Below are 24075 nucleotides of genomic sequence, written 5' to 3' on the forward strand. Positions count from 1 at the left end.
TCACCCCTCGCCGACGGGGACGGCGGGCGCGGGGACCGGGGCGGGCACCGGCGGGCCGGGCACCGCGGGGACGACTTCCGCGGCGAACCGGCGCAGGCCGGCCGTCTCGGGGTAGTCGCGGAACCAGAGCAGGAACTCCCCCACCCCGGCCTCGGTGTACCGGGTGGCCCGCTCGACCAGCTGCTCCGGCGTCCCGTACAGGCTGCGCCGGGCCAGCAGGTCCGGGTGGTGGCTCCAGAACACCACGACGTGCGGGGTGGAGAGCCAGCGGTCGCGCGCCACCCGGTCCTCGAAGACCCGGCTCTCGGCGGCCAGCGCGTGCCGCACCCCGGCCGGGTCCAGCCCGAGCCGCTCGCGGCGGCGGCCGTACTCCGCGATCGCGGCGGCCAGATCGCCGGGCTCGCCCTGCCACTGGACGACGGCGCACTCGCGCACCGCGGCCTCGGGCAGCCGGGCGGCGGCCCCGGGCACGGCGGCGTCCACCCGGACGGCCAGCGGCAGCCGCGGCTGGGCGGGGACCGGCACCGCGTGCGCCCCTGCGAGCGGGACGGCGGGGCCGGGCGCGTCGGTGCGGGTGCCGGACCACAGGGCGCGCAGCGCCGCGATGGTCTCGGCGAGCACGTCCCCCGCGCCGTCGCCGTCGGGGCCGTCGGTCGCGGCGGTCAGCGCCGAGCCGGGCACGGTGCCGGCCGCGACGTGCTCGGGCAGCGCCCCCGCGGCGGTCAGGCCGAGCGAGAGCCGGCCGCCGGAGATGATGTCGGCGCCGGCCGCCTGCTTGGCGAGGACCACCGCGTTGCGGTGCGGCGGGGCCGCGGCGAGCAGGCCGAGGTCGATGCCGGGCACGGTCGCCGCGAGCGCGCCGAGGGCCGTCCACGCCTCGACCACCGGCTGCGGCTCGCGGCGCGGCAGGGTGTCGGTGCGGTCCTCCAGCCAGAACGCGTGGTAGCCGCAGTCCCGGGCCAGCGCGGCGGTGTCGGCGACGGTCCGCCAGGCCTCGGTGCCGCCCAGGCCGGCCAGTTCGAGGCCGGCGCCCTGCGGGGCCGCGACGCTCCAGCGCGGCCCGTCGGCCGCCCCGGCGCTCACCGCTCGCCCCCGGGCACCAGGGCCAGCAGCTCGGCGGGCTTGGCGAGGACGAAGTCCGGCCGTTCGCCGAGGAGTTGGTCGGTCAGGGTCTCGCCCCACAGGGCGGCCGCGGTGGCCGTCCCGGCGGCCCGGCCGCTCTGGATGTCGATCACCGCGTCGCCCACCATGACGGCGCCCGCGGGATCGGCGCCGAGCCGGCGCAGGCCCTCGCGGACGATGTCGGGAGCCGGTTTGGGCCGGTCCACCTCGTCGCTGCCGACCACCGCGTCCAGCAGCGGCAGCAGGCCCACCACGTCCAGCACGGCGCGGGCCCGGTCGCCGGACTTGCCGGTGGCGATCGCGGTGCGGACCCCGCACTCGCGCAGCCGCGCGAGCACCATCGGCACGTCGGGGTAGACCTGGACCTCGTGGATCAGCCGGTGGCTGGCCTCGACGAAGGGCCGCTCCATCTCCCCGGGCAGGTTCATCAGCCGCATGATGTCGGGGAAGTAGCGCCCCTGGTGGGTGCAGTACTCCTCGAACGGCGGCTCACCGTCGCCGACCACCTCGCGGTAGGCGACGGCGAACGCCTGCCGCATCACGCCGAAGCTGTCGATGAGCACGCCGTCCAGGTCGAAGACCACGGTGGGGAACGTCTGATGCGCCGTCATCTGCTTCCGCTTCCTGGAGGGTTGGGCCGCGCTGACCGGACGGGAGGGGCGCGCGGCGGCGTCGGTGCGGCAGGTGGTGCGCGGTGCCGTCAGGCCGCGGCGAGGACGTCCGCGAAGACCTCGGCGAGCCGGTCGAGGACGGCGGTGTCGGCGAGCAGCACCCGGTGGTGCAGCCAGAGGCAGTCGGTGCCGACTTCCTCGGAGACCGGGCAGCGCTTGGCGATCTCGTCGACGTCGCCGATGGCCGGGCCCTCGAAGTAGCCGGCGGTGCGGTAGACGGGCGGGAAGCCCACGAAGGCCGGGATGCCGTGCGCGATCAGCGCGTCCACCACGGCGAGCCGGCGCTCCGCGGTGATGCCGGGGAGGCGGACCATCGCCATGTAGTGCGAGTTTCGGTCGCAGCGCTCGTCGCGGCCCTGCGGGACGACGCCCGGGATCCGCCCGAGCAGCGCGTCCAGGTGCCGCGAGCGCTCCTCGCGCAGCGTGACCTGGGCCTCCAGCCGGGTGAGCTGGCCGCGCAGCACGGTGGCGGAGAACTCGTTCATGCGGAAGTTGGAGCCCTGCGTGAGGTGGGCGTAGAGCCGGTCGCCGGGCGGGCGGCCGCAGCCGTGCCGCAGGTAGGCGTCGCGGTGGGTCTCGTCGTCCGGCAGCAGGACGGCCCCGCCCTCGCCGGCCGTCATGAGCTTGCCGTTCTGGAAGCTGAAGGCGGCGATGCTGCCGAACTCGCCGACCCGGCGGCCGCGCCAGCGGGCCGAGTGGGCGTGCGCCGCGTCCTGCAGGATCGCCACGCCGGCGGTCTCGGCGAGGTCCGCCAGGGCGTCCATGTCGGCGAACTGGCCCGCCATGTGGACCGGCATCACCGCCTTGGTGCGCGGGGTGACCAGCCGGGCGGCGGCCTCCACGTCGAGGCAGTAGGTGTCGGGGCGGATGTCGCAGGGCACCGGCACGGCGCCGACGCGCTGGACGGCCATCGAGGAGGCGATGAAGGTGAAGGCCGGGACGATCACCTCGTCGCCCGGGCCGACGCCGAGCACCGACAGGGCCAGCTCCAGCGCATGGGTGCCGTTGGTGGTGGCGATGGCCCGGTGGGCGCCGTGCAGCTCGGCGAACTCCCGCTCGAAGCTGTCGACTTCACTGCCCCCGTTGCGCCACCAGCCCTCCTGCTCCAGGACGCGCAGCAGTCCTTCGCGCTCCTCGGTGCCGTGCTGCGGCCAGGCGGGGAAGGTCAGGGGCGGCTGGACCGGAATCGATGACATGGATCAGGGCCTCTCGGTCGTGTGCGGCATGGGGGCAGGCCGCCGCACCCGGGGCGGGCCTGCTGCAACCGGTCGAACCGTCGGGCGCAGCCGCCGGGCACGGGATGTGGCGCGACCCGCCGGACTGCCGCTCGGACGTGGGCGTGGCCGCCGGTCGGGAACCTGGGACCGGCCTGCCTCGGGCGTACTGCTCCGTGGGAATAACGGCCGGCAGGGAGGGGCGGAAATACCGTTCGCTCAGCCACGCAAATCATGTCCAGCTCGGCCCGAACACGTCAACACCGTGTCCGGGCCCGGGTCGGGGCGCCTTCGGCACCATCGGTTTCACGCCACTCCCGGACGCGGTGGCGCACGACCGGAACGCCGCTGCCCAGAAGCGTCCGCCCGCCGTCCACCACCGACCTTTTCGGCCGTGGGGACCGTGGTAATTGGCCGGAAGCACATGCCCGGCGGACAAAAGTCGGTCCGGCATGGTGGTACGCCGCCGGGAAATGAACCATGCTCAGGAGCGCGCCGTTCCGCACGTCCCGTCCGGCCCCGGCTGCCCCGCCCGCCAGATCACCGGGCCCACGCACGGGAATTCCGATCATTTCCGATCACCCGGATCACACGAATCACACGGACCACCCGAATCACCCGGATCACCGAAGGCCGAGCACTCGCACGCCCCGGCGATCTCCGGTGATCCGGTGATTCGGTGATCGTTTCGTGCCGCCCGCCGTCCCCGAAAGGAATGCCCGCCCGTGGAAGAGATCAAGGCCCGCCTGCGCAAGGTCCTCGTGGATTCGCTCGAACTCTCCATCGCCCCTTCCGAGATCCCGGACCGCGGGCTCGTCGAGGCGCTCGGACTCGATTCGATCAACACCATCGAGTTCCTGATCTGGGTGGAGAGCGAATTCGGCGTCGAGATCGCCGACGAGGACCTCTCGATCAAGCTGATCGACGACCTCGACCTGCTCGCGGAGTACGTCCACGGCCGGACGGCCGGTGCCGGCACCGGCTCCGGCGCCCCGACCGCCTGACCCCGGGGAGGCGGCAGACATGGCAGAGCGCGCCCTCGCCATCGGGCTCGACGGCATGCCCAGAACCCTGCTCGCCGAGCTCGCCGCCGACGGGGTCATGCCCCGGCTCGGCGCCCTGCTCGCCGAGGGGTACTGCGCCCCGCTGCGCGCCCCCGTCCCGGAGATCAGCTCCACCTCCTGGGCCACCTTCCTGACCGGGACCAACCCCGCCCGCCACGGCATCTTCGGCTTCACCGACCTCGTCCCCGACGAGGGCTACCGGATCTGCTTCCCCAACCTGCTGCACCTGCGCGAGCCCGCCCTCTGGGCCCTCGCCTCCGCGGCCGGCCGGCGCACCGTCTGCCTCAACGTGCCCGGCACCTACCCGGCCCCCGCGGTCGACGGGGTGGTGGTCTCCGGCTTCGTCGCCCCGCGGATCGAGAACGCCGTCACCCCCGACCGGCTGCTGCCCGAACTGCGGCGCTTCAACTACGAACTGGACGTCGAGGTCGGCGACGTCGCGGGCGACCCGCCGGGCTTCCTGGCCCGCGCCGAACGCGCCCTGCGGGCCCGCACCGACGCCATGGTGCACGTCCTCACCCAGGAGCCCTGGGACCTCGGCATCGCCGTCCTCACCGAGACCGACCGGGTCCACCACTTCCTCTGGCGGTCCGTCGAGGACCCCGCCGATCCGCTGCACGGCGCCGTCCTCGACTTCTACCGGCTGGTCGACGAGTGCGCCGGACGGCTCGCCGACATCTGCCGCCCCGAGGACGAGCTCTTCCTGGTCAGCGACCACGGATTCGGCCCCGTCGACCGGCAGTTCTACCTCAACGCCTGGCTGCGGGAGGCCGGCCACCTCGCCGACACGGACACCACCGGCCGGCTCGCCGACCTCGACGGCCGCAGCCAGGCCTTCGCCCTCGACCCGGCCCGGATCTACCTCCACCGCAAGCACCGCTTCCCCCGCGGCGGCCTCACCGACGCCGAGGCCGACGCGCTCACCGAGGAGATCGCCGCCGAGCTGCTGCGGCTGCGCGGCGACGGCACCCGGGTCGGCACCGACGTGGACGGCCCGCTGCTGGTCTCCGCCGTCCACCGGCCCGCCGAGCTGTACCACGGCCCGCTGCTCGACCACGCCGCGGACCTGCTCGCGCTGCCCGCCCCGGGCGTCCAGCTGCGCGGCGCCTTCGGCGGCACGGCGCCGCTGCGCACCGACACGCTCACCGGCACCCACACCCGCGAGAACGCGCTGTTCTACCGCCGCGGTGCCACCCCGCCGCCCGCCGGGCCGGACGGACCGGCCTCGCTGGACATGCTCGACGTCGCCCCGACCCTGCTCGCCGCCGTCGGCGTCCACCCGCTCGGCCTCGACGGCACGGTCGCCCTCGGTGCGGGCGGAGGGGGTGGCGGGTGAGCGAACTCCTGCTGCTGAACGGCCCCAACCTCGGCACCCTCGGCACCCGGCAACCGGAGATCTACGGCACCACGACGCTGGCCGAGATCGAGGCCGCCGTCGCCGAGGAGGCCGCCGTCCGCGGCTGGAAGGTCGTCGCCGCCCAGCACAACGGCGAGGGCGAGCTGATCGACGTCCTCCAGCGGCACGGCGGCGTCGCCGGCGCCGTGGTCAACCCGGGCGCCCTGATGATCGCCGGCTGGGGGCTGCGCGACGCGCTCGCCGACTTCGCCCCGCCGTGGATCGAGGTGCACCTGTCCAACGTCTGGGCGCGCGAGGGCTTCCGCCACAGCTCGGTGACGGCCCCGCTGGCCTCCGGCGTGGTGATGGGCATGGGCGCGCTCGGCTACCGGCTCGCCGCCCGCTCGCTGACCCTGCTGGTGCCCGACGACCGCCCCTGAGCCCCACCGCCCCGAGGAAGGACCCAGATGCCACACCCCGGCCGGGTGGCCGTGATCGGACTCGACTCGGCGACCCCGCAGTTGCTGTTCGACCGGTTCGCCGACGACATGCCCGTGCTCACCGCCCTGCGCCGGCGCTCCCTGTGGGGCCCGATGCGCAGCGTCGACCCGCCCATCACCATGCCCGCCTGGTCCTGCATGATGTCCGGCCGCACCCCGGGCGAGCTGGGCGTCTACGGCTTCCGCGACCGCGCCGCGCACGACTACGGGCCGCTGGCCTTCGCCACCTCGCACAGCATCAAGGCGCCGCGGATCTGGGACGAGATGACCGCCGCCGGCCGCGACAGCGTCGTGCTCGGGGTCCCCGGGACGTACCCGACCACCCCGATCCGGGGCGCCATGGTGTCCTGCTTCCTCGCGCCGTCCACGAAGGCCCAGTACACCTCTCCCCCGGACCTCCGCGACGAGATCGAGAAGCTCACCGGCGGCTACGCGCTGGACGTGGAGAACTTCCGCTCGCCCGAACTCGCCCGGGTCTCCCAGCAGATCTTCGACCTCAGCGAGCAGCGGTTCCAGGTCGCCCGGCACCTGGCCACCACCCAGGACTGGGAGTTCCTGTCCTTCGTCGACATGGGGCCGGACCGACTGCACCACGGCTTCTGGAAGTACTGCGACCCGGAGCACCCCCGGCACGAGCCCGGCAACCCGTACGTGAACCTCTTCCGCGACTACTACCGGGCGCTGGACCGGCACATCGGCGAGTTCCTGGCCTGCCTGCCGGAGAACACCACCGTCATGGTGGTCTCCGACCACGGCGCCCAGCCGATGGTCGGCGGACTGTTCATCAACGAGTGGCTGCGCCGGGAGGGGCTGCTCGTGCTCGCCGAGGAGCCGTCCGGGCCGACCCCGATGAGCAAGGCGAAGGTCGACTGGAAGCGCACCACCGCCTGGGCCGAGGGCGGCTACTACGGCCGGATCTTCCTCAACGTCGAGGGCCGCGAACCGCACGGCACGGTGCCCGCCCGGGAGTACCAGGACACCCTGGACCGGATCGCCACCGCGCTGGAGCGGCTCCCCGACGACGCCGGCCGGCCGATGGGCACCCGGGCGCTGCGGCCCGACCAGCTCTACCCGGAGGTCAACGGCATCGCCCCGGACCTGCTGGTCTACGTGGGCAACCTGCGGTGGCGGGCGCTCGCCACGCTGGGCATGGGCCAGGGGCTGTACACCACGGAGAACGACACCGGCCCGGACCACGCCAACCACGGGGACACCGGGATCTTCCTGCTGGACTCCCCCGGCATCACCCCGGGCCCGGCGGAGGGCCTGTCCCTCTACGACGTCGCACCCGCGCTGCGCGAACTGCTCGGCCTGCCCGGCGGCCGGCTGCCGCACTGAGCCCGGCCGCGGCACCGCGGGCCCGGCGGACCGTCGAGGTCCCGCCGGGCCCGCGTCATTCCCCGTCGGCGGTGCGCCGGGCCAGCAGGAGGGCGCCGTGCAGGGAGGCCCGGGCCCCGCAGCGGGCCCGGCGGACGGCCGGCGGGGGGACCCCGGGCCGGGCCAGCCGGCGGGCCTCCCGCCGCACCCGGGCGACCAGCCCCGGCACCCCGTGCCCGAACCCGCCGCCCAGCCGCACCTCGGCGCACTGGAGCAGCTCGCCGAGGTTGACCACCGCGACCGCCAGGGCGGCCGCCGTCTCCTCCAGCGGCCCGACCGCCCAGGCCCGGCCCTGCGCCAGTCCGGCCCGGAACTCCTCGGCGCCGAGCGGCCCGGCGCCGCGGGCCGCGGCGGCCCGGGCCAGCGTCGCCGTGCCGGAGGCCACCGCCTGGAGGCAGCCGGAGCGCCCGCAGACGCAGACGGCGCCGCCGGGGTCGACCACCAGGTGGCCGATCTCGGCGGCGCCTCCGTACGGGCCGGTGTGCAGCCGGCCGCCGAGCACCAGTCCGCCGCCGACGCCCGTCCCCAGGCCCAGGTAGGCCAGGTCGCGGACGCCGCCGCGGTCGGCCTCGGCGAGCGCGGCCAGGTTGCCGTCGTCCTCGAACCGGACCGGGACGCCCGGCAGGATCCGCTCCAGCACGGTGTCCAGCCGCAGCCCGGCCCAGGAGGGCCGGGAGGGCCAGGTGGTGAGCCGGCCGTCCCGGACGGTGGCCGGCAGGGCCAGGCCGGCGGCGCGGACGGCGCCGGGGCCGTCCGGTCCGGTTATCCGGGCGACCGCCGCGGCGAGCGCCGCCAGATCGGCCTCCCGGTCCGCCTCCCGGCCGCCCGCACCGCCGGTCCGGTGCGGCCAGTCGAAGCGGGCGTGCACCGGACCGCGGAGGCCCGGGCGTTCCAGGACCAGGGCGGTCTTGGTACCGCCGATGTCGATCCCCAGCAGTGTCACGGACCGGGCCTCCCCGGGGAGTTCGGCGACGTTACGGCGTCCTACAGCACGCTGTAGAGGTCGACGGCGTTGCCGTCGGGGTCGAGGACGATCGCGTAGTGCTGGCCCCACACGGCGTCCCAGGGCTCCTTGTGGCCCACGTAGCCGGCGTCCACCAGCTCGCGGAACTTGGCGTCGACGCCCGCCGCGTCCGGGAACTCGAAGGCGACCGCGAAGCGGTTGCCGCCGGTCGGCGCCTGCCACTCCGGGTCGAAGCTGTGGATGGTCTCGACCGGGTCCCAGGCCAGCCGCAGGCCGCCGGGCAGGACCACCTCGACGTGCGGGGAGGTGTCCGCCTCGGCCGGGATGTCGAGTCCGAGGAGGCGGTAGAACGCCAGGGACTTGGCCAGGTCGTCGGCCACGATCGCGAACAGGGTCAGCTTCGGGACTGCCATGAGCAGTGCTCTCTCTCGGTCGGTTGTCGTGCGGGGGGTGCGTCCGGGCCGGGCTCAGCCGCGCTGCAGCGTGAGCCGGTCGCGGGCCGCCTTGGGCATGCCGGCGACCACGCGGTCCCAGGAGTGCTCCACCATCTCCTGCAGTTCGGGGGTCGGAACGGTGGAGTCGAGGACGACCGTGTTCCAGTGGCGCTTGTTGACGTGGTACCCGGGCCCCACGGCCGGGTACTGGTCGCGCAGGTGGAGCGCGAGGTCCGGTTCGCACTTGAGGGTGACCTGGGCCGACTGGTCCGGCGTCTCGTCCTGGAGGATGGCGAAGACCTTGCCCTCCACCTTGAACACCGTCGCGCCGGGGCCGAACGCCTCGTCGTCGGTGGTGCCCGGCAGTTCCAGTGCGAAGTCGAACAGCTCCTGCGGAGTCATCGCCCCATCCTTCCGTCGTCCTCAGAGAGTTGGGGCCCCAGTGGCACCAGGGGACGGGTCCAGCCTAGGCCGTGCGCGGAGTCCGCACGGCCACGACACCGGGCGCGGCGGGGAGATGTCCGAAATCAGTCCGTCGCCCACCGGCCCGTCGCCCACCGGTCCGTCGCCGCGGACGAGCCGGTCGGCCGGTTCAGTCGGCGCCCGCCCCGTCCGCGTCCAGCCGCTCGGTGGGGATCGACACCTGGGCCCAGATCCCGGCGTGGCTGGCCACCTTGGTGAACCGGTCGGACAGCCGGTGGAACAGCGCCCCGGGCCGGCCGTCCGGCGGGAGGGCCCGGACGTCCAGGCCGCCCCAGTCGTTCATCGCCCGGACCAGCAGCGGGTCCACCGGCACCCACACCCCGTCGACCAGGAACTCCGCCCAGCAGTGCGGGGTGGAGTACGGCTGGGCCACCAGCAGGCCGAAGGAGAAGCGGGTCCGCAGCCCGCGCCGCTCCCCCTCGGACACCAGCCAGGCGGCCGCGCCGCCGCAGTCCGCCATCCGGGTGCGCCACATGAACGCCTGGTCCCAGCGCACCGCCTCGGGCAGCAGGAAGAACCCGATGTCCCCGACCTCGTTCAGCAGCTCCCGGACGCCGGACGGCAGCTCGGGCCACTCGTGGACCGGCCGGACGACCAGCCCGGCCAGCCGGGCGTCCACCGGCCCGCCCTCGACCGGCCGCCGGCCCGCGGCGGTGAGCACCCCGTACCCGCAGGGTCCGGGATGCCCGGGCACCGGGCAGCCCGCCGTCACCTCCAGCCGGTAGGCGGGGGCGCCCGCCGTCAGCGCCCTGGCCCAGGAGCGCATGGACCGGCTCTGCACCGAGACCAGGCCCAGGTGCAGGGCGGCGTTGCCGAGGTCGTACGCGTCGTGGAGCCGGTCCTCGCCCTCGCCGACGTACGGCACGCCGGCGGCGGTGAGGGCGGCGAGCAGCTCCGGCCGGATCCCGTGCTGGCGGCGGGCGCCGGTCGCGGTGACGGCGAAGCGCCGCTGCCGGTCGGGCAGTTGCCGCAGGCGCCGGACGAGCGCGTCGAGCTCGGCGGGTTCCGGCACCTGCGGGCGGCGGGTCGGGCTGCCGACGGTGGTCGCCATCGGGGGTTCCTCCGGGTCGCTGGAAGGTCAGTCGATGTAGCCGAGGGCTTCGAGGCGCGCGGCCACCTCGTTCTGCTCCTCCGCGCTGTACGGTGCCGCCACCGGGGCCGCCGTCCGCTCCAGCGCGCGGAGCACGCCGTCGACCCCGTCCGCGGAGGCCTCGGAGCCCTCGGGGGCCTCCTCCGCCGGGGCGAACGGCGAGAAGCCGGCCAGCCGCGGCAGCACGCCCTCGGCGTACAGCTCCATCGAGCGGATCGCCTCGGGGCCCACGATGTCGCCGAAGGCGAACTCCGCGAACAGCGTGTTGAAGAAGCCCTCCCGGGCGGCGGCCTCGATCCGCTCGGCGACGGTCGCCGGGGAGCCGACGAACACCAGGTTGTGGTCCAGCAGGAACTTGAAGTCGTGGCACCCGGCCAGGATGTCGGCGGTGCTGAGCCTGCTGGCCGGCGCGGCCGGGGTGCCGGAGCGCTGCACCGAGCCGTAGCGCAGGGTGTTCACCAGCGCGTCGTAGACCTGCGCCTCGGCCCGGGCCTCCGCCTCGGCGTCGGTCTCGGCCACGTGCACCAGGCTCCAGTAGCCGATGTTCGGCTCGCCCGACCAGCCGGCCTCCCGCCACCAGTCGGCGAAGTGCCGGTAGACGGTGGCCGTCGCCGCGCGCGGCACGATCATCGTCGAGGCGGTGTGGCCGCCGATCGAGGCCAGGTAGCGCAGGATGGACCGGTCCCCGGTCGGGATCCACAGCGGCGGGTTCGGGCGCTGCACCGAGCCGAAGGACAGCTCGACGCCGCGCAGCTGGTGCACCGGCCCGTCGAAGTCGAACGGCCCGTCCGCCGCGAGGGCGGTGCGCAGCAGGTCGGCGCACTCGCGGTTGAGGACCTTGCGGTTGGCGAAGTCGGCGCCGAACGGCACGAACGGCTCGTCGCTGACCCCGGAGGCCAGGCCCACCTCCAGCCGGCCGCCGAGCAGCTGGTCGAGGGTGGCCACCTCCTCGACGATGTGCAGCGGGTGGCGCAGCGGCGGGACCCAGCCCATCGGCCCGACCCGGATCCGCTCGGTGCGCAGCGCGGCGCCGGTGGCGAAGGCCACCGGGGAGGACATCCAGCTCTCCCGGGGCGTGCAGTGGTGCTCGACCGAGAAGGCGTAGTCGAAGCCGAGCCGGTCGGCGGCCTCGACCTCCTGCCACAGCTCGTCGTAGCGGGCCCGGACGGTGAGGTTCTCACGGCCCCAGACGTGGGAGAAGTAGGCGGTTTTCATCAGCGGCTCCAGACGGGTTCAGGGGTGGGCGGCGGGGGCCGGAGCGGCGGGGGCGACGCGGTCGGCCGCCGCGTAGAAGAGGTCGACGCAGGAGGCGAGGACGGTGATCTCGGCGAGCGAGTCGCCCGCGCGGGCGCCGCCCGCTCCGCCCGGAGCGCCGGCGGCCCGGCCGAGCCGCCGGGCGAGTTCGTCGACCTGGCGCCGGTACTCGGCGCCGACCGGCTCCTCGGGCAGCGGGACGTCCTCCTCGCGGCCGCGCCGCAGCACGGTGAGCGAGGAGCGGGCCAGCCGGTGCGGGCTGAAGCCGAAGGTGCCGCGCAGCACGGCGACGCCCTCGGTGCCCTCGACGGTGATCACGGTGCTGTCCAGCGGCTGGTGCGAGGCCCAGCGGGACTCCAGGCTCACCGCCACGCCGGTGGCGGTGAGCAGCAGGCCCCGGGCGGTGTCCTCGACGCGTTCGGCGGGCGGGCCGGACGCGTCCCCGGCCGAGCCGGCGGCGCGGCTGCTCCAGTCGGCGGCGCCCTCCGCGCGGCCCAGCCAGTCGCCGGACAGCGTGCCCAGGACCCGGGTGACGGCGGGCCAGCCGAGCAGGTCGAGTCCGACGTCCAGGAGGTGCCAGCCGAGGTCCAGCAGGGCGCCCCCGCCGGCCAGCCGGCGGTCGGTGAACCAGCCGTCGCGCTGCGGGATGCCCGCCGCCCTGGTCCAGTTGAGGCCGAGCGCGCGCAGCTCGCCGAGCTCCGGCAGCAGGGCCGCCAGCGCCCGGACGTCGGCGCGGTGGCGGGCGGCGCTCCAGGCGTGCACCCCCGCGCCGGAGACGGCGGCGGTGCCCAGCTCGCGGGCCTCGGCGCCGGTCCGGCAGACCGGCTTCTCGACGAACACCGGCACCCCGCGCCGCAGCAGCGCCCGCGCGGCCGGGACGTGCAGGTGGTTGGGCAGCGCGACCACGGCGACGTCCAGCGGGACGTCCGCGAGCTCCTCCGCGCGGGCCGCGACCCGGACCGCGCCGCCGGACGGCGCGAGGGCTCGGGCGGCCGCCGGGTCGGCGTCCACCACCGCGGCCAGCTCGAAGTCCGGGTGCTCCGCCAGCAGCGGAGCCCAGACCTCGCGGGCCACCCAGCCGGCGCCCAGCACGGCGGTGCGCAGCGGCGCGGGGGCGGTGCTCAAAAGCGCGCACCTCCGTCCACCACGAGGGTGTTGCCGCTGACGTAGGAGGCGCCCGGGGAGAGCAGGAAGGCGACCGCGGCGGCGACCTCCTCGGGCTCGCCGAGCCGCCCGGCGCCGATGAACTTGAGGACGAGGTCGCGCTCCTCCGGCGAGAAGTCCATGACCTCGGCCCGGATCGCGCCCGGCGCCACCACGTTGACGGTGATGCCGTGCTTGCCGACCTCGCCGGCCAGCGAGGCCGCCCACGGCTGCAGGGCGCCCTTGGTGGCGGCGTAGGCGCTGTGGCCGGGCAGGCCGCTGGTGCCGGCCCGCGAGCCGAACAGCACGATGCGGCCGTACTTGGCGCGCATCATCGGCCGCAGGCAGGCCTTGGCCAGGTTGACCGAGCCGGCCAGGTTGACCTGGAGCAGGGTGTCCAGCGCCGCGGCGTCGGTGGCCATCGCCAGTCGGCGGGTGCGCAGCCCGGCGGCGGCGACCAGGCCGTCGATCCGGCCGAAGCGCTCCAGCGCGGCGCCCGCCAGCCGGCCGGGGCCGTCCGGGTCGGCCAGGTCGGTCTGGACCGGGATCAGTGTGCCGCCGGCCGCGGTGACCTCGGCGGCGAGCTTCTGCACCCGCTCCTCGCCGCGGTGGTAGCCGGCGATGACGGTGGCGCCGAGGGCGGCGAGGTGGCGGGCGCAGACCCGTCCGATGTCCCCGGAGGCTCCGGAGACCACGACCACCCGGCCGTGCTGTCCCATGCTGTCCGCGATGCGGGCGGAAGTGTCGCCCATCAGTCGGCCTCCTTCGCGATGACGAGATGACAAGGGGTGCCCTCGATGGGCAGTCGGCGGACGATGTCGGCGCCCGCCTCCGCCAGCCCCGCGGCGAGCGCGTCGAGGGTGGGCCAGTCGGTACCGCCGTGGGTCAGCCAGTCCAGGGCGAGTTCGGCGCCGCCGGCGAGGTCCGGCGCGGGGCCCGCGGCGGACCGGTCCCCGGACGGGGCCACCGGCGGCAGGAAGACGTCGTCGACGAGCAACCGCCCGCCGGGACGCAGGAGTTCCAGCAGCTCGCCGAGGCGGGCGCCGGAACCCGGGTCGTGGATCGCGTTGGCCACCACGACCAGGTCGGCCGTGCCGCGCGGCGGCCGCGGCCCCACGGTGGCGCGGCCCTGCTCGACGGCCGCCCGCACCGCCGGGGCGGGCGGGCCGGCCAGCCGGCCGGACTGCCAGAGGTGGCCGGTGGCGGCCGGGTCGGCTGCCAGCAGCCGCTCCAGGTAGCGGCCGGGGCCGGCGGTGACCTCCACCAGCCGGGCACCGGGCCGCGGACGCAGCAGCCGCAGGCCCAGGGCGGTGCGGGCGCGGGCGGCCGGGCCGCTCATCGCGCCCTGGTAGGCGCGGACCAGCGCGGCGTGCCCGGGGTCGTCGGCGGGCCGGGTCTCGAAGGCGCGCCCGGCCAGGCCGGTGCGGGCCGCGGCGACCAGCGCCTCGCGGGTGACCAGGTCGCGGGAGAGGAGTTCCTCCAGCTCGACGAAGGCGGTCAGCTCGGCGGCCGGGACGCGCGGCCCCGCCGTACTCGCAGAGCCGTCCCCGCCCCCGCCGTCGGCCGTGGCGTCGAGCAGGCCGAGCGCGGTCGCGGTGTCCAGCAGCAGTTCCAGGGCGCGCGGGTCGCAGTCCGCCGCGGCGCTCAGCTCGGCGAGCCGGACGCCGTCGGCGAGCGCGTCCAGCAGGCCCAACCGGTGCAGGGCGAAGAGCAGTTCGGCGGCCTTGTAGGCGCGGGCCGCGGCGATCGCGCGCGGGGTGAGCCGGTAGCGGGGCGCGGCGGCGGCCTTCCCCGCCGCGGTGCGCGGCAGGGCGGCGCGCAGCACGAAGCTGTCGGGGACCTTGTACGGGGCGAGGTGCCGCTCGGCGTGGGCGCGCAGTTCCTTCTCGTCCGGGCCGCCGGAGGCGACCACCACCTCGGCGACGATGCCGTCCTCGCCCTCGTGGGCGCGGCGCCGGGCGCCGACCCTGACCTCCCGCACGCCCTCGTGGCCGCGCAGCACCGCCTCGATCTCCAGCGGGGCGACCCAGCGCCCGCCGCGCCGCACGGCGGTGCCCTCGCGGCCGAGGATGCGCAGGGTGCCCTCGTGGGAGAGCGCGAGGTCCCCGGTGTCGTGCCAGTCGGGCACCGCCTCGGTGCGGATCCGCAGCAGGCCGGGCCCGTCCCCGGCGTCGGCGCCGGTGGCGCGGTCGACGAGGCGGGCGGTGACCCCGGGCAGCGGGGAGCCGACGCTCAGCGGGGCGAGGCCGGCCGGTCCGGACAGCACGGCCCCGAGTTCGGTGGAGCCGTAGTTGCGGGCGAGGCCGATCCCGTAGGCCTCCTGGAACAGCGCGTCCAGGGCGGCGTCGACCGGTCCGGCCCCGACCATGGCGATCCGCAGCGCCGGGGCGGGCGGCGGCTCGTCCGGGGCGGCCCGGCGGGCCTTCAGCCGGCGGCGGGTGGCGAGCAGCCGGGCGGTGGCGGGCACCAGCGCCAGGACGGTGGCGCCGGCGGCGAGTTCGCGGCCCGCCTCGCCGAGCGCGGTGGGCGGCACCGGGCGCAGGGAGGCGCCGGTGAGCAGTCCGCCGCAGAGCCAGCCGAGCGCGTAGGCGTGCGAGAGCGGGACCGGCAGCAGCAGGACGTCGCGCGCGGTGAGGCCGACGCCGTCGCGGTAGCGGCGGGCCTCGGAGAGCCAGCTCGCCTCGGGGCGGCGGACCAGTTTGGGCGCGCCGGTGGAGCCCGAGGTGGGCAGCAGCACGGCCGGCCCGTCCGCGGCCTTGCGACCGGGGGTGCCGAGCAGCTTCCCGGTGCCGGGCTCCAGCATCCGCCCGCCGCCGGCGGCCGCCAGCAGCCTGGCGACCTCGGCGTCGGGGGTGTCCGGGGCGACCGGCAGCGGGCGGGCGCCGGCCGTGAGCAGCGCCAGCAGATCCACCACCCACCCGCTGCCGTTGGGCTGACGGAGCACCACGGCCTCGCCCTCGACGCCCTCGGCCGCGAGCGCGTCGGCCGCTGCCCGGGCCCCGGCCAGGAGGCCGCCGGCGGTCAGGCCCGGCAGCACCTCCCGGTCGGGGTCGAGCCGGCCGACGGCGCCGAGCAGCGTCTGCGGGCCGGGCCCGGCCCGGTCAGACATCGGCGCCCGCCAGGTAGTCGGCCTTGGCCCGCTCGATCATGCCGCGGATCCGGGGCGGGGCGTAGGTGGGCGCGGCGCACAGCTCGTCGAGGGTGATCTCGCTCTCGAAGTACATCGAGAGGGTGTCCCAGGGGGTGAAGCAGCCGTGGCAGGCGCTCAGCCGGGGCTTCGGCGCGAGCAGGGCCTGGTAGAGACCGCTGGAGCCGAGCTTGTCGAGGACCGACTCGGCCTCGTCGGAGAGCACGTTGCCCATGTCGGAGAACCAGATGTTGGGGCAGGGGGTGACCACCCCGTCGCTGAAGGTGGAGACCACCAGCCGGGGCAGGTGGCAGCGGAAGGTCCGGCGGCCCTCGTGGTAGAAGCTCAGCAGCCGGTCGAAGTACGGGCGCGGCGGCAGGATGCCGGCGAACTCCTCGTAGCGCCGCGCGAGCTCCTCGATGTGGCCGACCTGGTCGGGCCGCACCTTGAAGGTCTCGGAGTCGGGCCCGCGCACCGGGAACGGGAAGAAGGTCGGCAGGTTCTCGAAGCCGGAGAGCCAGCCGGCGAACTCGCACAGCTCGGTGACGCTGCGGTCGTTGAGGACCCCGTAGATCTCCACCGGCAGGCCGGACTCCAGGATCCGGCTGATGGTGCGGATCACCTTGGCGTGCAGCGACTCGGACTGCACCCGGTAGCTGTTGCCCTGGTAGAGGTGGCTGTCCAGGGAGATCTGCAGGACGACGTTGCCGAACGAGCGCAGCCGGGCCAGCTGCTCGTCGTTGACCAGCACGCCGTTGGTCTGGACGACCAGCACCTCGTAGTGGGCGGACTGCTCCTCCAGGAAGTCCATGACGCCGCGGACCAGGAAGATCTCACCGCCGGTCACCTTGAGCAGCGGCAGGTCGAAGCGGCCGTGCAGCCGGCCGGCGACGGTGTTGATCCGCTGGCCGAGGTCGGTGGTCGGCGAGTAGTCGTCGCGCTTGGGCGGGTCGAAGATGAGCTTGAGGGAGTGGCCCTCCTTGAGGTTGCTCTGGCCGGTCAGGCAGTAGGTGCAGCTCAGGTTGCAGGAGTCCTCGTTGATGACGAGGTCGTTACCGATCAGGGGGAGCGGCGTGGACGGCATGGGGGTCTCGGTCCTTTCGCGGGCGGTCGGCGTGACGGGCGCGGTGGTCCGATCGGGCGGGTCAGCCGGGCGGGCCGGGGCGCAGCCAGTGGCGGTCGGCGTACGGGTGCCCGGCGGCGGCGCCGTGGGCCCGGGCCCGGGCCAGCAGCGCGTCGCGCAGCGGGCCGGGCCCGCCGAACAGCGCGACCGCCTGGCCCGCGTAGTGCTCGGCGCCCGCCAGCCACCGGTCGAGGTCGGCGGGGGTGAGCGGGTCGCAGTGGGCCACCAGACCCGCGTGGTCGCGGTGGCGCAGTCGGTAGGGGAAGTCCTCGTACCAGGCCGTGCCGGGGGCGGCCAGTTCTTCGACGGCGGCGCGGACCAGCGCGTGGTCCACGTGCCGGCCGGCGGCGAGCGGGGCGTGCAGCCGGGTGCCGGGCGGGCACCAGGGGCGCAGGGCCCCGGCGAGCGCGGCCGCAAGCGCCGCGTCGTCGGGGTGGGGAGGGCCGAAGAGTCGGGGGGCGGCGCGGTAGCGCGGGCGGCCGGCGGTGGTGCGCAGGGCGGCGTCGGGCAGGCCGAGGGAGATCCGGGTGACGCCGAGGGCGGCGAGGGCGGCGCGGTCCTCGCGGCGGCGGACGGCGGGTTCGGCGATCAGCCGCCAGCCGTCCGGGCCGTTCGCGCCGTCCGCCGGATCCGCGTCGCGCGGTTCCTCGGCTCCGTCCGCTGCGTCCACTCCGTCTGGTCCGTCCGGTCCGCCCGCTCCGTCGAAGACCGTGACGACGGTGACCGGGAGGCCGGCGGCCGTCCAGCGGGCGATCCGGCCGCCGAGCGACCAGACCGCGTCGTCGGGGTGCGGCGAGACCACCACGTGCCCGGGCGGCGCGCCGCTCACGGCGCACCCTCCGTCACGGCGAGGACGGCCTCGGCGTACCGCTCGGGGCTGCCCTCCGGGCCGAGCAGGGCGGTCAGTGCCCGTACCGAGGGCCGGGGGTGCAGTTCGGCGAAGCGCGCGAGGTTGCGGTCGTGCTGCTCCCAGCGGTCCGGGCGGGCGTGGCTGAGGTGCACCCCGAAGGCCTCCGGCACCAGTCGGCGGCGGGCGCCCAGATCGTGCAGCCGGAGGCCGAGTTCGAGGTCCTCGCAGCCCCAGATCCGGCCGAACTCCTCGTCGAACCCGCCGGACTCCCGCCACAGCGCCGACGGCACAGCGGAGTTGGCGCCGATCAGGCCCAGCCACGGGGCGACGTCCGGCACCGTTCCGGCCGCCATCGCCTCGACGGCCCGCTCCAGCGCGTTGGCCACGGTGCGCCGCCGCGGGTTGCGGTCCGGCGGCGCGGCGGGGTCGCCGAGCCCGGCCGCGAACTCCCGCACCGCCTCCGGGGGGGCGTCCGCAACCTCGCCCAACAGCCTCACGGCGGTCGGGAGTTCGCGCATCCGCCCGTGCAGGAAGCAGTCGGGTGCGACGGCCTCGGCATAGGCCGCGAGGAAGCCCGGGCCGACGATCACGTCGGCGTCCAGGAACACCAGCCAGTCCGCCCCCTCCGCCGCCGCGGCCCCGGCGTTGCGGGCCGCCGCCCGGCCCCGGCGGGGGCCGGGCACCACGTGCAGCGGCAGCCAGTCGCGGGCCTCGCCGAGCAGCCCGGCGAGGCCCTCGGCGCCCGGCCCGGCCGGGTCGTTGTCGTCGACCACGACCACCAGGTGGCCGGGGGCACCGGTCTGCGCGGCCAGGCAGGCGAGCGTCACCCGCAGCCGCTCGTGGTCGCCCCGGGTGGGGATGACCACGGCCGCCGGTCCGTCCGGGGCGGAACGCGTGCGTGGGTGCATCGGGTCGGCCTTCCGCGTACGGGGCGACCGGCGCGGCCCGTCGCACACCGGCCGCCGGGAGACGCGGGACGGACGCCGGGAACGCAGACGGGCGCACTGCCGGAATACGGGGGGATCAGTGCGTGAAGATGCACGGGGAACAGCCGTCGGCGCGTCATTCCTCGGCGAGCGGCACGCCCCGAGACTCTAACGGCGGGCGCGCGAAGTCAACCGGGCGAGCGGAATCACCCAGTACTTTTCGGAAACGCACCGACGGCCGCCGGAAAGGATCTTCCGCGGCCGACCGACCCGGTGCCCGCGATTCCGCTTTCCGCGGTAACACCTGCTTGACGGACGATCAATTACCCGACCGGGCACGACAGAAGATCGCCGGAATTCGGTCATCCTGCCGTGTACCGATATCGCTGCGAAATGCGTAGTGTTACGGTCGGCCCTGGACCGCCGGTCATCGGCGCATGCCGTGCACCGGTGGAGAACCGGCCCCCCACCACCGCACTCCCCTCCGGCGGATCCCCGGGCAGCGCGACGTCCCGGACCCGGAACGCAGGTGCTGTCCACTCTGGAGGCAAACCCTGTGCCACCCACGCCCCGTGCCCTCGTCATCGGTATCGACGGGGGAACCTTCGACGTCATCGACCCGCTGATCGCGCGGGGCCTGCTCCCGAACCTGGCGGGACTGCTCCGCACCTCCGCCGTCGCCCGGACCACCACCACCTGGCCCGCGCACACCGCGCCGGGCTGGAGCACCTTCGTGACGGCGGGCCAACCCGGCAGGCACGGCATCTACCAGTTCTACGACACCCAGGAACCCGGGTACCGGGCCCGGGTCACCCAGGCCGGCGACCTCGGCCGCTCCTCGGCCTGGGACTGGCTGGCCGCCCAGGAGTACACCCTGGGCCTGATCAACATCCCGATGTCGCATCCGCCCGCCGACCTGCCCGGCTACCAGATCAGCTGGCCGCTGGAGCGGACCCTGCGGCACTGCCGGCCCGACTCGCTGCTGCGCGAACTCGCCGCCGCCAAGGCCCACTTCCAGTCCGACCTGGCCACCATGTTCCGCGGTGACATGGGCTACCTGGAGCAGGCCGAGCAGAACGTCGAGGCCCGGGTCCGCTCGGTGCGCCACCTGATGACCACCCGGCCCACCGACGTGGTGATGGTCGTGCTGACCGAGGCCGACCGGGTCGGCCACCACTACTGGCACTTCGAGGACCCGGACCACCCCCGGCACGAGCCCGCCCCGGCCGGCAGCGGCTGGGAACTGGCCAACACCCGGGTGTACCGGGCGATCGACACCGCCGTCGGCGAACTGCTCGCCCTCGTCGACGAGGACACCGTGGTCACCGTGGTCTCCGACCACGGCCTCGGCCAGGGCCGGTACGGCCTCGCCGTCCACCGGATCCTGGAGGAGGCGGGCCTGCTGGCCACCGAGCCGGGCGAGGCGCCCGCCGACGGCGCGGCGAGCTGGTTCGCCTCCGGCGGCCGCCGGATCGACTTCACCCGCACCGCCGCCTACATGCCCGTCCCCGGCAGCTACGGCCTCAACCTCAACCTCCGGGCCCGGCAGCTGCGGGGCATCGTCGCCCCGCGCGACCGGGACCGGGTGAGCGCCGAGGTGGCCGCCCTGTTCGAGGGCCTCAAGGGCCCCACCGGCGACCCGGTGTTCCGGGCCGTCCTGCCCAGTGCCGAGGCCTACCCGGGGCCGCTGCGCGGACGCGCCCCCGACCTGCTGCTGCTGCCCGCCGACGAGTCCGTCCTGCCCGTCACCGACCTCACCGGCGAACTCTGGCAGCCCAGCGCCCAGACCGGCCTCCACCGGCACGAGGGCATCTGGGCGCACCGCTCGCCGCGCACCCGCCCCGGCCGGCTGGACGGCACCGTCCCGCTCGCCGACACGCTGCCCACCCTGCTCACCGACCTGGGCGCCGCCTGGCCCGACGACGTCGACGGCCGCCCGCGCACCGAGGTCTTCACCGAGGACGTGCCCGTCCCCCGGCCCGACCCCCGGCTGGCGGCCCACGCCGCCACCGCACAGCCCTCCGAGGCGGCCGAGCGCGCCGCCGAGGAGGAGGACGACTACACCAGCAGCCGGCTCCGCGAGATGGGTTACCTCTGAGCGACCGGCCACACCGACGGAGGAATGAGCGTCATGCAGGAAACGCAGGACACGCAGGACACCAAGGCCCGGCTGCGCAAGGTGCTCGTCGACTCGCTGGAGCTGTCCATCGCCCCGGCGGACATCCCCGATCGCGGGCTCGTCGACGCCCTGGGGCTCGACTCCATCAACACCATCGAGTTCCTCATCTGGGTGGAGAGCGAGTTCGGCGTCGAGATCGCCGACGAGGACCTGTCGATCAAGCTGATCGACGACCTGGACCTGCTCGCCGAGTACGTCGACAGCCGGATCCGCGGCGACCGGACCACCGCCAGCACCGCGGCCTGACCAGGAGCCCCCGATGCCTCAGCCCGTCGACATCGACATCAGCCCCGCAACGCCGCGCCGGAAGCCCGGCGAGTTCACCATCGACCTCGACCCGAGGATCACCGACCCCGGGCGCTTCCGGGTCAGCTTCCTGATCCTGCTCGACGGCGACCTCGTGATGTCCCCCGAGCACCTCGGGGTCGCCTACATGACCAGCGTGCTGCGCAGCGTCGGCTTCACCGCCGAGATCCGCGAGGTCGAGCACGGCGCGGACCCCCATGCCGCCGTCGTCGAGCACCTCCGCGAGTACCGGCCCGACCTGGTCTGCTTCACCCTGATGAGCCTCAACCTGACCAGCTGCGTCAGCCTCTGCCAGGAGATCCGGGAGGCCCTGCCGGGCGTCCCGATCGCCTGCGGCGGCCCGGCCGGCACCTTCGCCGGGCTCGACGTGCTGCGCAACAACCCGTACACCGACGTGGTCGCCGTCGGCGAGGGCGAGCCCACCATCCTGGACCTGGTCCAGCGGCTCTACCTCGGCGAACCGCTCACCGAGTGCCCCGGCGTCTGCTACCGGGACGCCGACGGCGGGCTGCACCAGAACCCGGCCCGGCCGCTGATCCACGACCTGGAGGTGCTGCCCTTCCCGGCCCGCGACCAGCTCAGCCAGCACGGCGACAAGCTGGAGTACGTCCGGGTCAGCACCAGCCGCGGCTGCGTCGCCAACTGCGCCTTCTGCTCGGCCCCGCACCTCAAGAACCGGGTGCAGGCCGGCAAGGCCTGGCGCGGGCGCGGACCGGAGCAGATCGTCGAGGAGGTGGCGCAGATCGTCGAGCGCCACCAGTTCCGCACCATCGACTTCGTCGACTCCACCTTCGAGGACCCGGACGGCGGGCGGGTCGGCAAGAAGCGGGCCGCCGCGATCGCCCAGGGCCTGCTCGACCGCGGCCTCGACATCTACTACAACGTCTGCATGCGCGCCGAGAACTGGCGCGACACCCCCGAGGACCACGCCCTGCTCGACCTGCTCACCGCCTCCGGGCTGGAGAAGGTCAACGTCGGCATCGAGGCCGGCACCGCCGAGGAGCTGCTGCTCTGGGAGAAGCGGGCGACCGTCGAGGACAACGTCACCATCATCCGGATGCTCCGCGAGCACGGCATCTACCTGGCGATGGGCTTCATCCCGTTCCACCCCTACGCCACCGTCGACACCCTGGTCGCCAACGCGAAGTTCCTGCGCGACAACGCCGGGCACAACCTGCGCCGGATGACCGAGCGGCTGGAGATCTACCCGGGCACCGCGATCGTCCGCCGGATCGAGGGCGAGGGCCTGCTCTGGGACAGCTACCACGAGACCCTCGACCCGTACGGCTACGACTTCGCCGACGAGCGGGTCGGGCAGCTGGCCAAGCACTTCGCCCGGCTCTACAACAACGACGACTACCACCGCAACGGCGTCATCACCGACCAGTCGGCGGTCTTCGAGTTCGAGACCTACAACGTCGTGATGCAGACCTTCATCTCCCGGCTGCACCGCCGGTTCGGGAAGCTGCCCGGCGTCAACGAGGTGATGGAGGAGTTCAAGGCCACCGTGCACGCGGTCCGCCAGGAGATGGGGCAGTTCAACTACAGCTTCTTCATGTCCAACCTGGAGGCCGTGATGAACGACTCCCTGGACACGGACAAGCAGGACCGCCAGGTCGTGGAGGTCGAGGAGTACTTCCGCGCCCGGCTCGACCAGCTCCGCTCCGAGCAGCTGCGGGTCGGCAAGCGCCTCACCCGGCTCGGCGCCCGGGTCATGGAGATCAGCTCCACCCTGCCGAACTACGGCCCGGGCGGGCTGCCGCGCAGCTACAGCGGCGAGGGCAGCGGTGCCACCTGGTGAACCCGGCGCCACCGGCCGGATCGCGGTGTGCAGCCTCAGCAGCCGGGAGCTCCTGGAACCGCTCTCGGCCCTGCCGGACGTCGCCATCGCCGGGACCCTGATGACCGCCAACCTCGGTATCGAGCAGCTGGTGCGCACCATCGCGCACCGGCCCTCGATCCGCGGCCTGGTCGTCTGCGGACGGGACTCGCCGCGGTTCCTGGCCGGGCAGAGCCTGGTCGCCCTGTTCCGCGAGGGGCTCGACGCCGAGCGGCGCCGGATCCGCGGCGCCGCCGGCTACCTGCCGGTGCTGCGCACGGTGGCGCTGCGGGAGGTCGAGCAGGTGCGCGCCCGGGTCGAGCTGGTCGACGCCCGCGGCGAGTGCGATCCCGCGGTGCTGCGCCGGCTGGTCGCCGAGCTGTCCGCGCGGGCCGCCGCCGCACCGGACCGTCCCGGGCTCCCGGGATGGTCCGGCGGCGGGCCGGCGGACGGTCCCGCGGGCGCGGAGGAGGGCCGGCGGCCGGCCTTCCGCCGACTGCGCCCGGGCGGGCGCCGGGTGGGCATCAGCAAGTCGCTGGACGGCTTCGTGGTCATCGTCCTGGACCGGGCCGCCCACCGGATCGTCCTGCGGCACTACGACAACGACCTGACGCCCCGGCACGAGATGACGGGCGTCCGCGCCGAGTCGATGCTGCTGGGCCTGCTGTCCGCCGGCGTCGTCGCCGAACCGGCCCACGCGGGCTACCTCGGCGGCGAGCTGGCCAAGGCCGAGACCGCCCTGCGGCTCGGCCTGCCCTACGTCCAGGACCTGCCGCTGCGCGCGCCGTCGCGGACCGGCCGGACCGCGACGGCCCGCCGAAGCGAACGAGAGGACGCCCCGACCATGGGTGACGCGACGCCGAGCCCCTACAGCCTCCCGGAGTTCCTCTCGGCCCTGGTGGCCGGGCTCGGGGTGGAGGGGGTCGAGCTGGACCCGGAGGTGCCGCTGGGCACCCAGCTGCTGGTGGACTCCACCCGGCTGATCGAGCTGGCCATCGTGCTGGAGGAGGAGCTGGGGCTGGACCTGCCGCCCGACCTCAACCTGCGCCGGGCCAGCCCGCTGGACCTGTACGGCGCCCTCACCGGCTGACGG

Annotated in this window: 22 protein-coding genes; 8 read left to right on the forward strand and 14 right to left on the reverse strand. The window is 75.1% G+C overall.

Annotated features, from left to right (window positions below; all coding sequences use genetic code 11):
• The 3 genes from ACFVFS_RS25100 to ACFVFS_RS25110 all read right to left on the reverse strand — a co-directional run bounded on the left by ACFVFS_RS25100 (nt 1) and on the right by ACFVFS_RS25110 (nt 2989).
• The gene (locus ACFVFS_RS25100; RefSeq protein ID WP_380626941.1) at nt 1–1083 is read right to left on the reverse strand and encodes an LLM class flavin-dependent oxidoreductase; all 1083 of its coding nucleotides are present in this window, start codon (nt 1081–1083) and stop codon (nt 1–3) included.
• A complete protein-coding gene (locus ACFVFS_RS25105) occupies nt 1080–1733 on the reverse strand; it encodes an HAD-IA family hydrolase (RefSeq protein ID WP_380626942.1) in 654 nt (217 codons plus the stop codon). The genes ACFVFS_RS25100 and ACFVFS_RS25105 overlap by 4 nt, the downstream gene beginning before the upstream one ends.
• Before the next feature lie 89 nt (nt 1734–1822).
• Nucleotides 1823–2989, reverse strand: coding sequence for a DegT/DnrJ/EryC1/StrS family aminotransferase (locus ACFVFS_RS25110; protein WP_380626943.1), 1167 nt, complete (start codon nt 2987–2989; stop codon nt 1823–1825).
• Nucleotides 2990–3732: 743 nt separating this feature from the next.
• On the opposite strand from ACFVFS_RS25110, the gene ACFVFS_RS25115 reads away from it, so the two are divergent.
• The 4 genes from ACFVFS_RS25115 to ACFVFS_RS25130 are packed head-to-tail and all read left to right on the forward strand — an operon-like array spanning nt 3733 to nt 7245.
• Nucleotides 3733–4011: a phosphopantetheine-binding protein gene (locus ACFVFS_RS25115; protein ID WP_376096244.1), complete on the forward strand. Its 279-nt coding sequence runs from the start codon at nt 3733–3735 to the stop codon at nt 4009–4011.
• A 19-nt stretch (nt 4012–4030) separates the two neighbouring features.
• The gene (locus ACFVFS_RS25120) at nt 4031–5407 is read left to right on the forward strand and encodes an alkaline phosphatase family protein (RefSeq protein ID WP_380626944.1); all 1377 of its coding nucleotides are present in this window, start codon (nt 4031–4033) and stop codon (nt 5405–5407) included.
• Entirely contained in the window at nt 5404–5847 is a 444-nt protein-coding gene (locus ACFVFS_RS25125) for a type II 3-dehydroquinate dehydratase (protein WP_380626945.1), read from the forward strand. The genes ACFVFS_RS25120 and ACFVFS_RS25125 overlap by 4 nt, the downstream gene beginning before the upstream one ends.
• A gap of 27 nt (nt 5848–5874) precedes the next feature.
• On the forward strand, nt 5875–7245 hold the full coding sequence (locus ACFVFS_RS25130; RefSeq protein WP_380626946.1) for an alkaline phosphatase family protein: 1371 nt from the start codon (nt 5875–5877) through the stop codon (nt 7243–7245).
• Between the two features lie 55 nt (nt 7246–7300).
• Here the strand turns inward: ACFVFS_RS25130 and ACFVFS_RS25135 are convergent, their stop codons facing one another.
• From ACFVFS_RS25135 to ACFVFS_RS25185, 11 genes are all read right to left on the reverse strand, one after another.
• The gene (locus ACFVFS_RS25135) at nt 7301–8227 is read right to left on the reverse strand and encodes an ROK family protein (protein ID WP_380626947.1); all 927 of its coding nucleotides are present in this window, start codon (nt 8225–8227) and stop codon (nt 7301–7303) included.
• Between the two features lie 41 nt (nt 8228–8268).
• Nucleotides 8269–8661, reverse strand: coding sequence for a VOC family protein (locus ACFVFS_RS25140; RefSeq protein ID WP_380626948.1), 393 nt, complete (start codon nt 8659–8661; stop codon nt 8269–8271).
• A gap of 54 nt (nt 8662–8715) precedes the next feature.
• A complete protein-coding gene (locus ACFVFS_RS25145) occupies nt 8716–9084 on the reverse strand; it encodes an MmcQ/YjbR family DNA-binding protein (RefSeq protein ID WP_380626949.1) in 369 nt (122 codons plus the stop codon).
• A 190-nt stretch (nt 9085–9274) separates the two neighbouring features.
• On the reverse strand, nt 9275–10216 hold the full coding sequence (locus tag ACFVFS_RS25150; RefSeq protein ID WP_380626950.1) for a transglutaminase domain-containing protein: 942 nt from the start codon (nt 10214–10216) through the stop codon (nt 9275–9277).
• A gap of 27 nt (nt 10217–10243) precedes the next feature.
• Nucleotides 10244–11470 (reverse strand): LLM class flavin-dependent oxidoreductase, encoded by a 1227-nt coding sequence (locus tag ACFVFS_RS25155; RefSeq protein WP_380626951.1) that lies wholly within the window; start codon nt 11468–11470, stop codon nt 10244–10246.
• 18 nt (nt 11471–11488) lie between these two features.
• Nucleotides 11489–12634, reverse strand: coding sequence for a Gfo/Idh/MocA family protein (locus tag ACFVFS_RS25160; RefSeq protein WP_380626952.1), 1146 nt, complete (start codon nt 12632–12634; stop codon nt 11489–11491).
• Nucleotides 12631–13404, reverse strand: coding sequence for an SDR family NAD(P)-dependent oxidoreductase (locus tag ACFVFS_RS25165; RefSeq protein ID WP_380626953.1), 774 nt, complete (start codon nt 13402–13404; stop codon nt 12631–12633). Before ACFVFS_RS25165 ends, ACFVFS_RS25160 begins: the two co-directional genes overlap by 4 nt.
• Nucleotides 13404–15761 (reverse strand): AMP-binding protein, encoded by a 2358-nt coding sequence (locus tag ACFVFS_RS25170; RefSeq protein ID WP_380626954.1) that lies wholly within the window; start codon nt 15759–15761, stop codon nt 13404–13406. The genes ACFVFS_RS25165 and ACFVFS_RS25170 overlap by 1 nt, the downstream gene beginning before the upstream one ends.
• Nucleotides 15754–16863 carry a radical SAM protein gene (locus tag ACFVFS_RS25175; protein WP_380626955.1) on the reverse strand — a complete coding sequence of 370 codons (1110 nt, stop codon included), beginning with the start codon at nt 16861–16863 and terminating at the stop codon, nt 15754–15756. Before ACFVFS_RS25175 ends, ACFVFS_RS25170 begins: the two co-directional genes overlap by 8 nt.
• A 61-nt stretch (nt 16864–16924) precedes the next feature.
• Nucleotides 16925–17731 carry a PIG-L deacetylase family protein gene (locus ACFVFS_RS25180; protein WP_380626956.1) on the reverse strand — a complete coding sequence of 269 codons (807 nt, stop codon included), beginning with the start codon at nt 17729–17731 and terminating at the stop codon, nt 16925–16927.
• The gene (locus ACFVFS_RS25185) at nt 17728–18660 is read right to left on the reverse strand and encodes a glycosyltransferase family 2 protein (protein ID WP_380626957.1); all 933 of its coding nucleotides are present in this window, start codon (nt 18658–18660) and stop codon (nt 17728–17730) included. The genes ACFVFS_RS25180 and ACFVFS_RS25185 overlap by 4 nt, the downstream gene beginning before the upstream one ends.
• Nucleotides 18661–19234: 574 nt before the next feature.
• On the opposite strand from ACFVFS_RS25185, the gene ACFVFS_RS25190 reads away from it, so the two are divergent.
• From ACFVFS_RS25190 to ACFVFS_RS25205, 4 genes are read left to right on the forward strand one after another with little or no spacing between them, the layout of a single operon-like run.
• On the forward strand, nt 19235–20776 hold the full coding sequence (locus ACFVFS_RS25190; protein ID WP_380626958.1) for an alkaline phosphatase family protein: 1542 nt from the start codon (nt 19235–19237) through the stop codon (nt 20774–20776).
• A gap of 33 nt (nt 20777–20809) precedes the next feature.
• The gene (locus tag ACFVFS_RS25195; RefSeq protein ID WP_380626959.1) at nt 20810–21103 is read left to right on the forward strand and encodes a phosphopantetheine-binding protein; all 294 of its coding nucleotides are present in this window, start codon (nt 20810–20812) and stop codon (nt 21101–21103) included.
• Nucleotides 21104–21116: 13 nt separating this feature from the next.
• Nucleotides 21117–22964: a B12-binding domain-containing radical SAM protein gene (locus ACFVFS_RS25200; protein WP_380626960.1), complete on the forward strand. Its 1848-nt coding sequence runs from the start codon at nt 21117–21119 to the stop codon at nt 22962–22964.
• Nucleotides 22951–24072, forward strand: coding sequence for a hypothetical protein (locus tag ACFVFS_RS25205; RefSeq protein ID WP_380626961.1), 1122 nt, complete (start codon nt 22951–22953; stop codon nt 24070–24072). The genes ACFVFS_RS25200 and ACFVFS_RS25205 overlap by 14 nt, the downstream gene beginning before the upstream one ends.
• Nucleotides 24073–24075: the final 3 nt, after the last annotated feature.

The organism is Kitasatospora sp. NPDC057692 (assembly GCF_042799475.1).
Lineage (GTDB): Bacteria > Actinomycetota > Actinomycetes > Streptomycetales > Streptomycetaceae > Kitasatospora.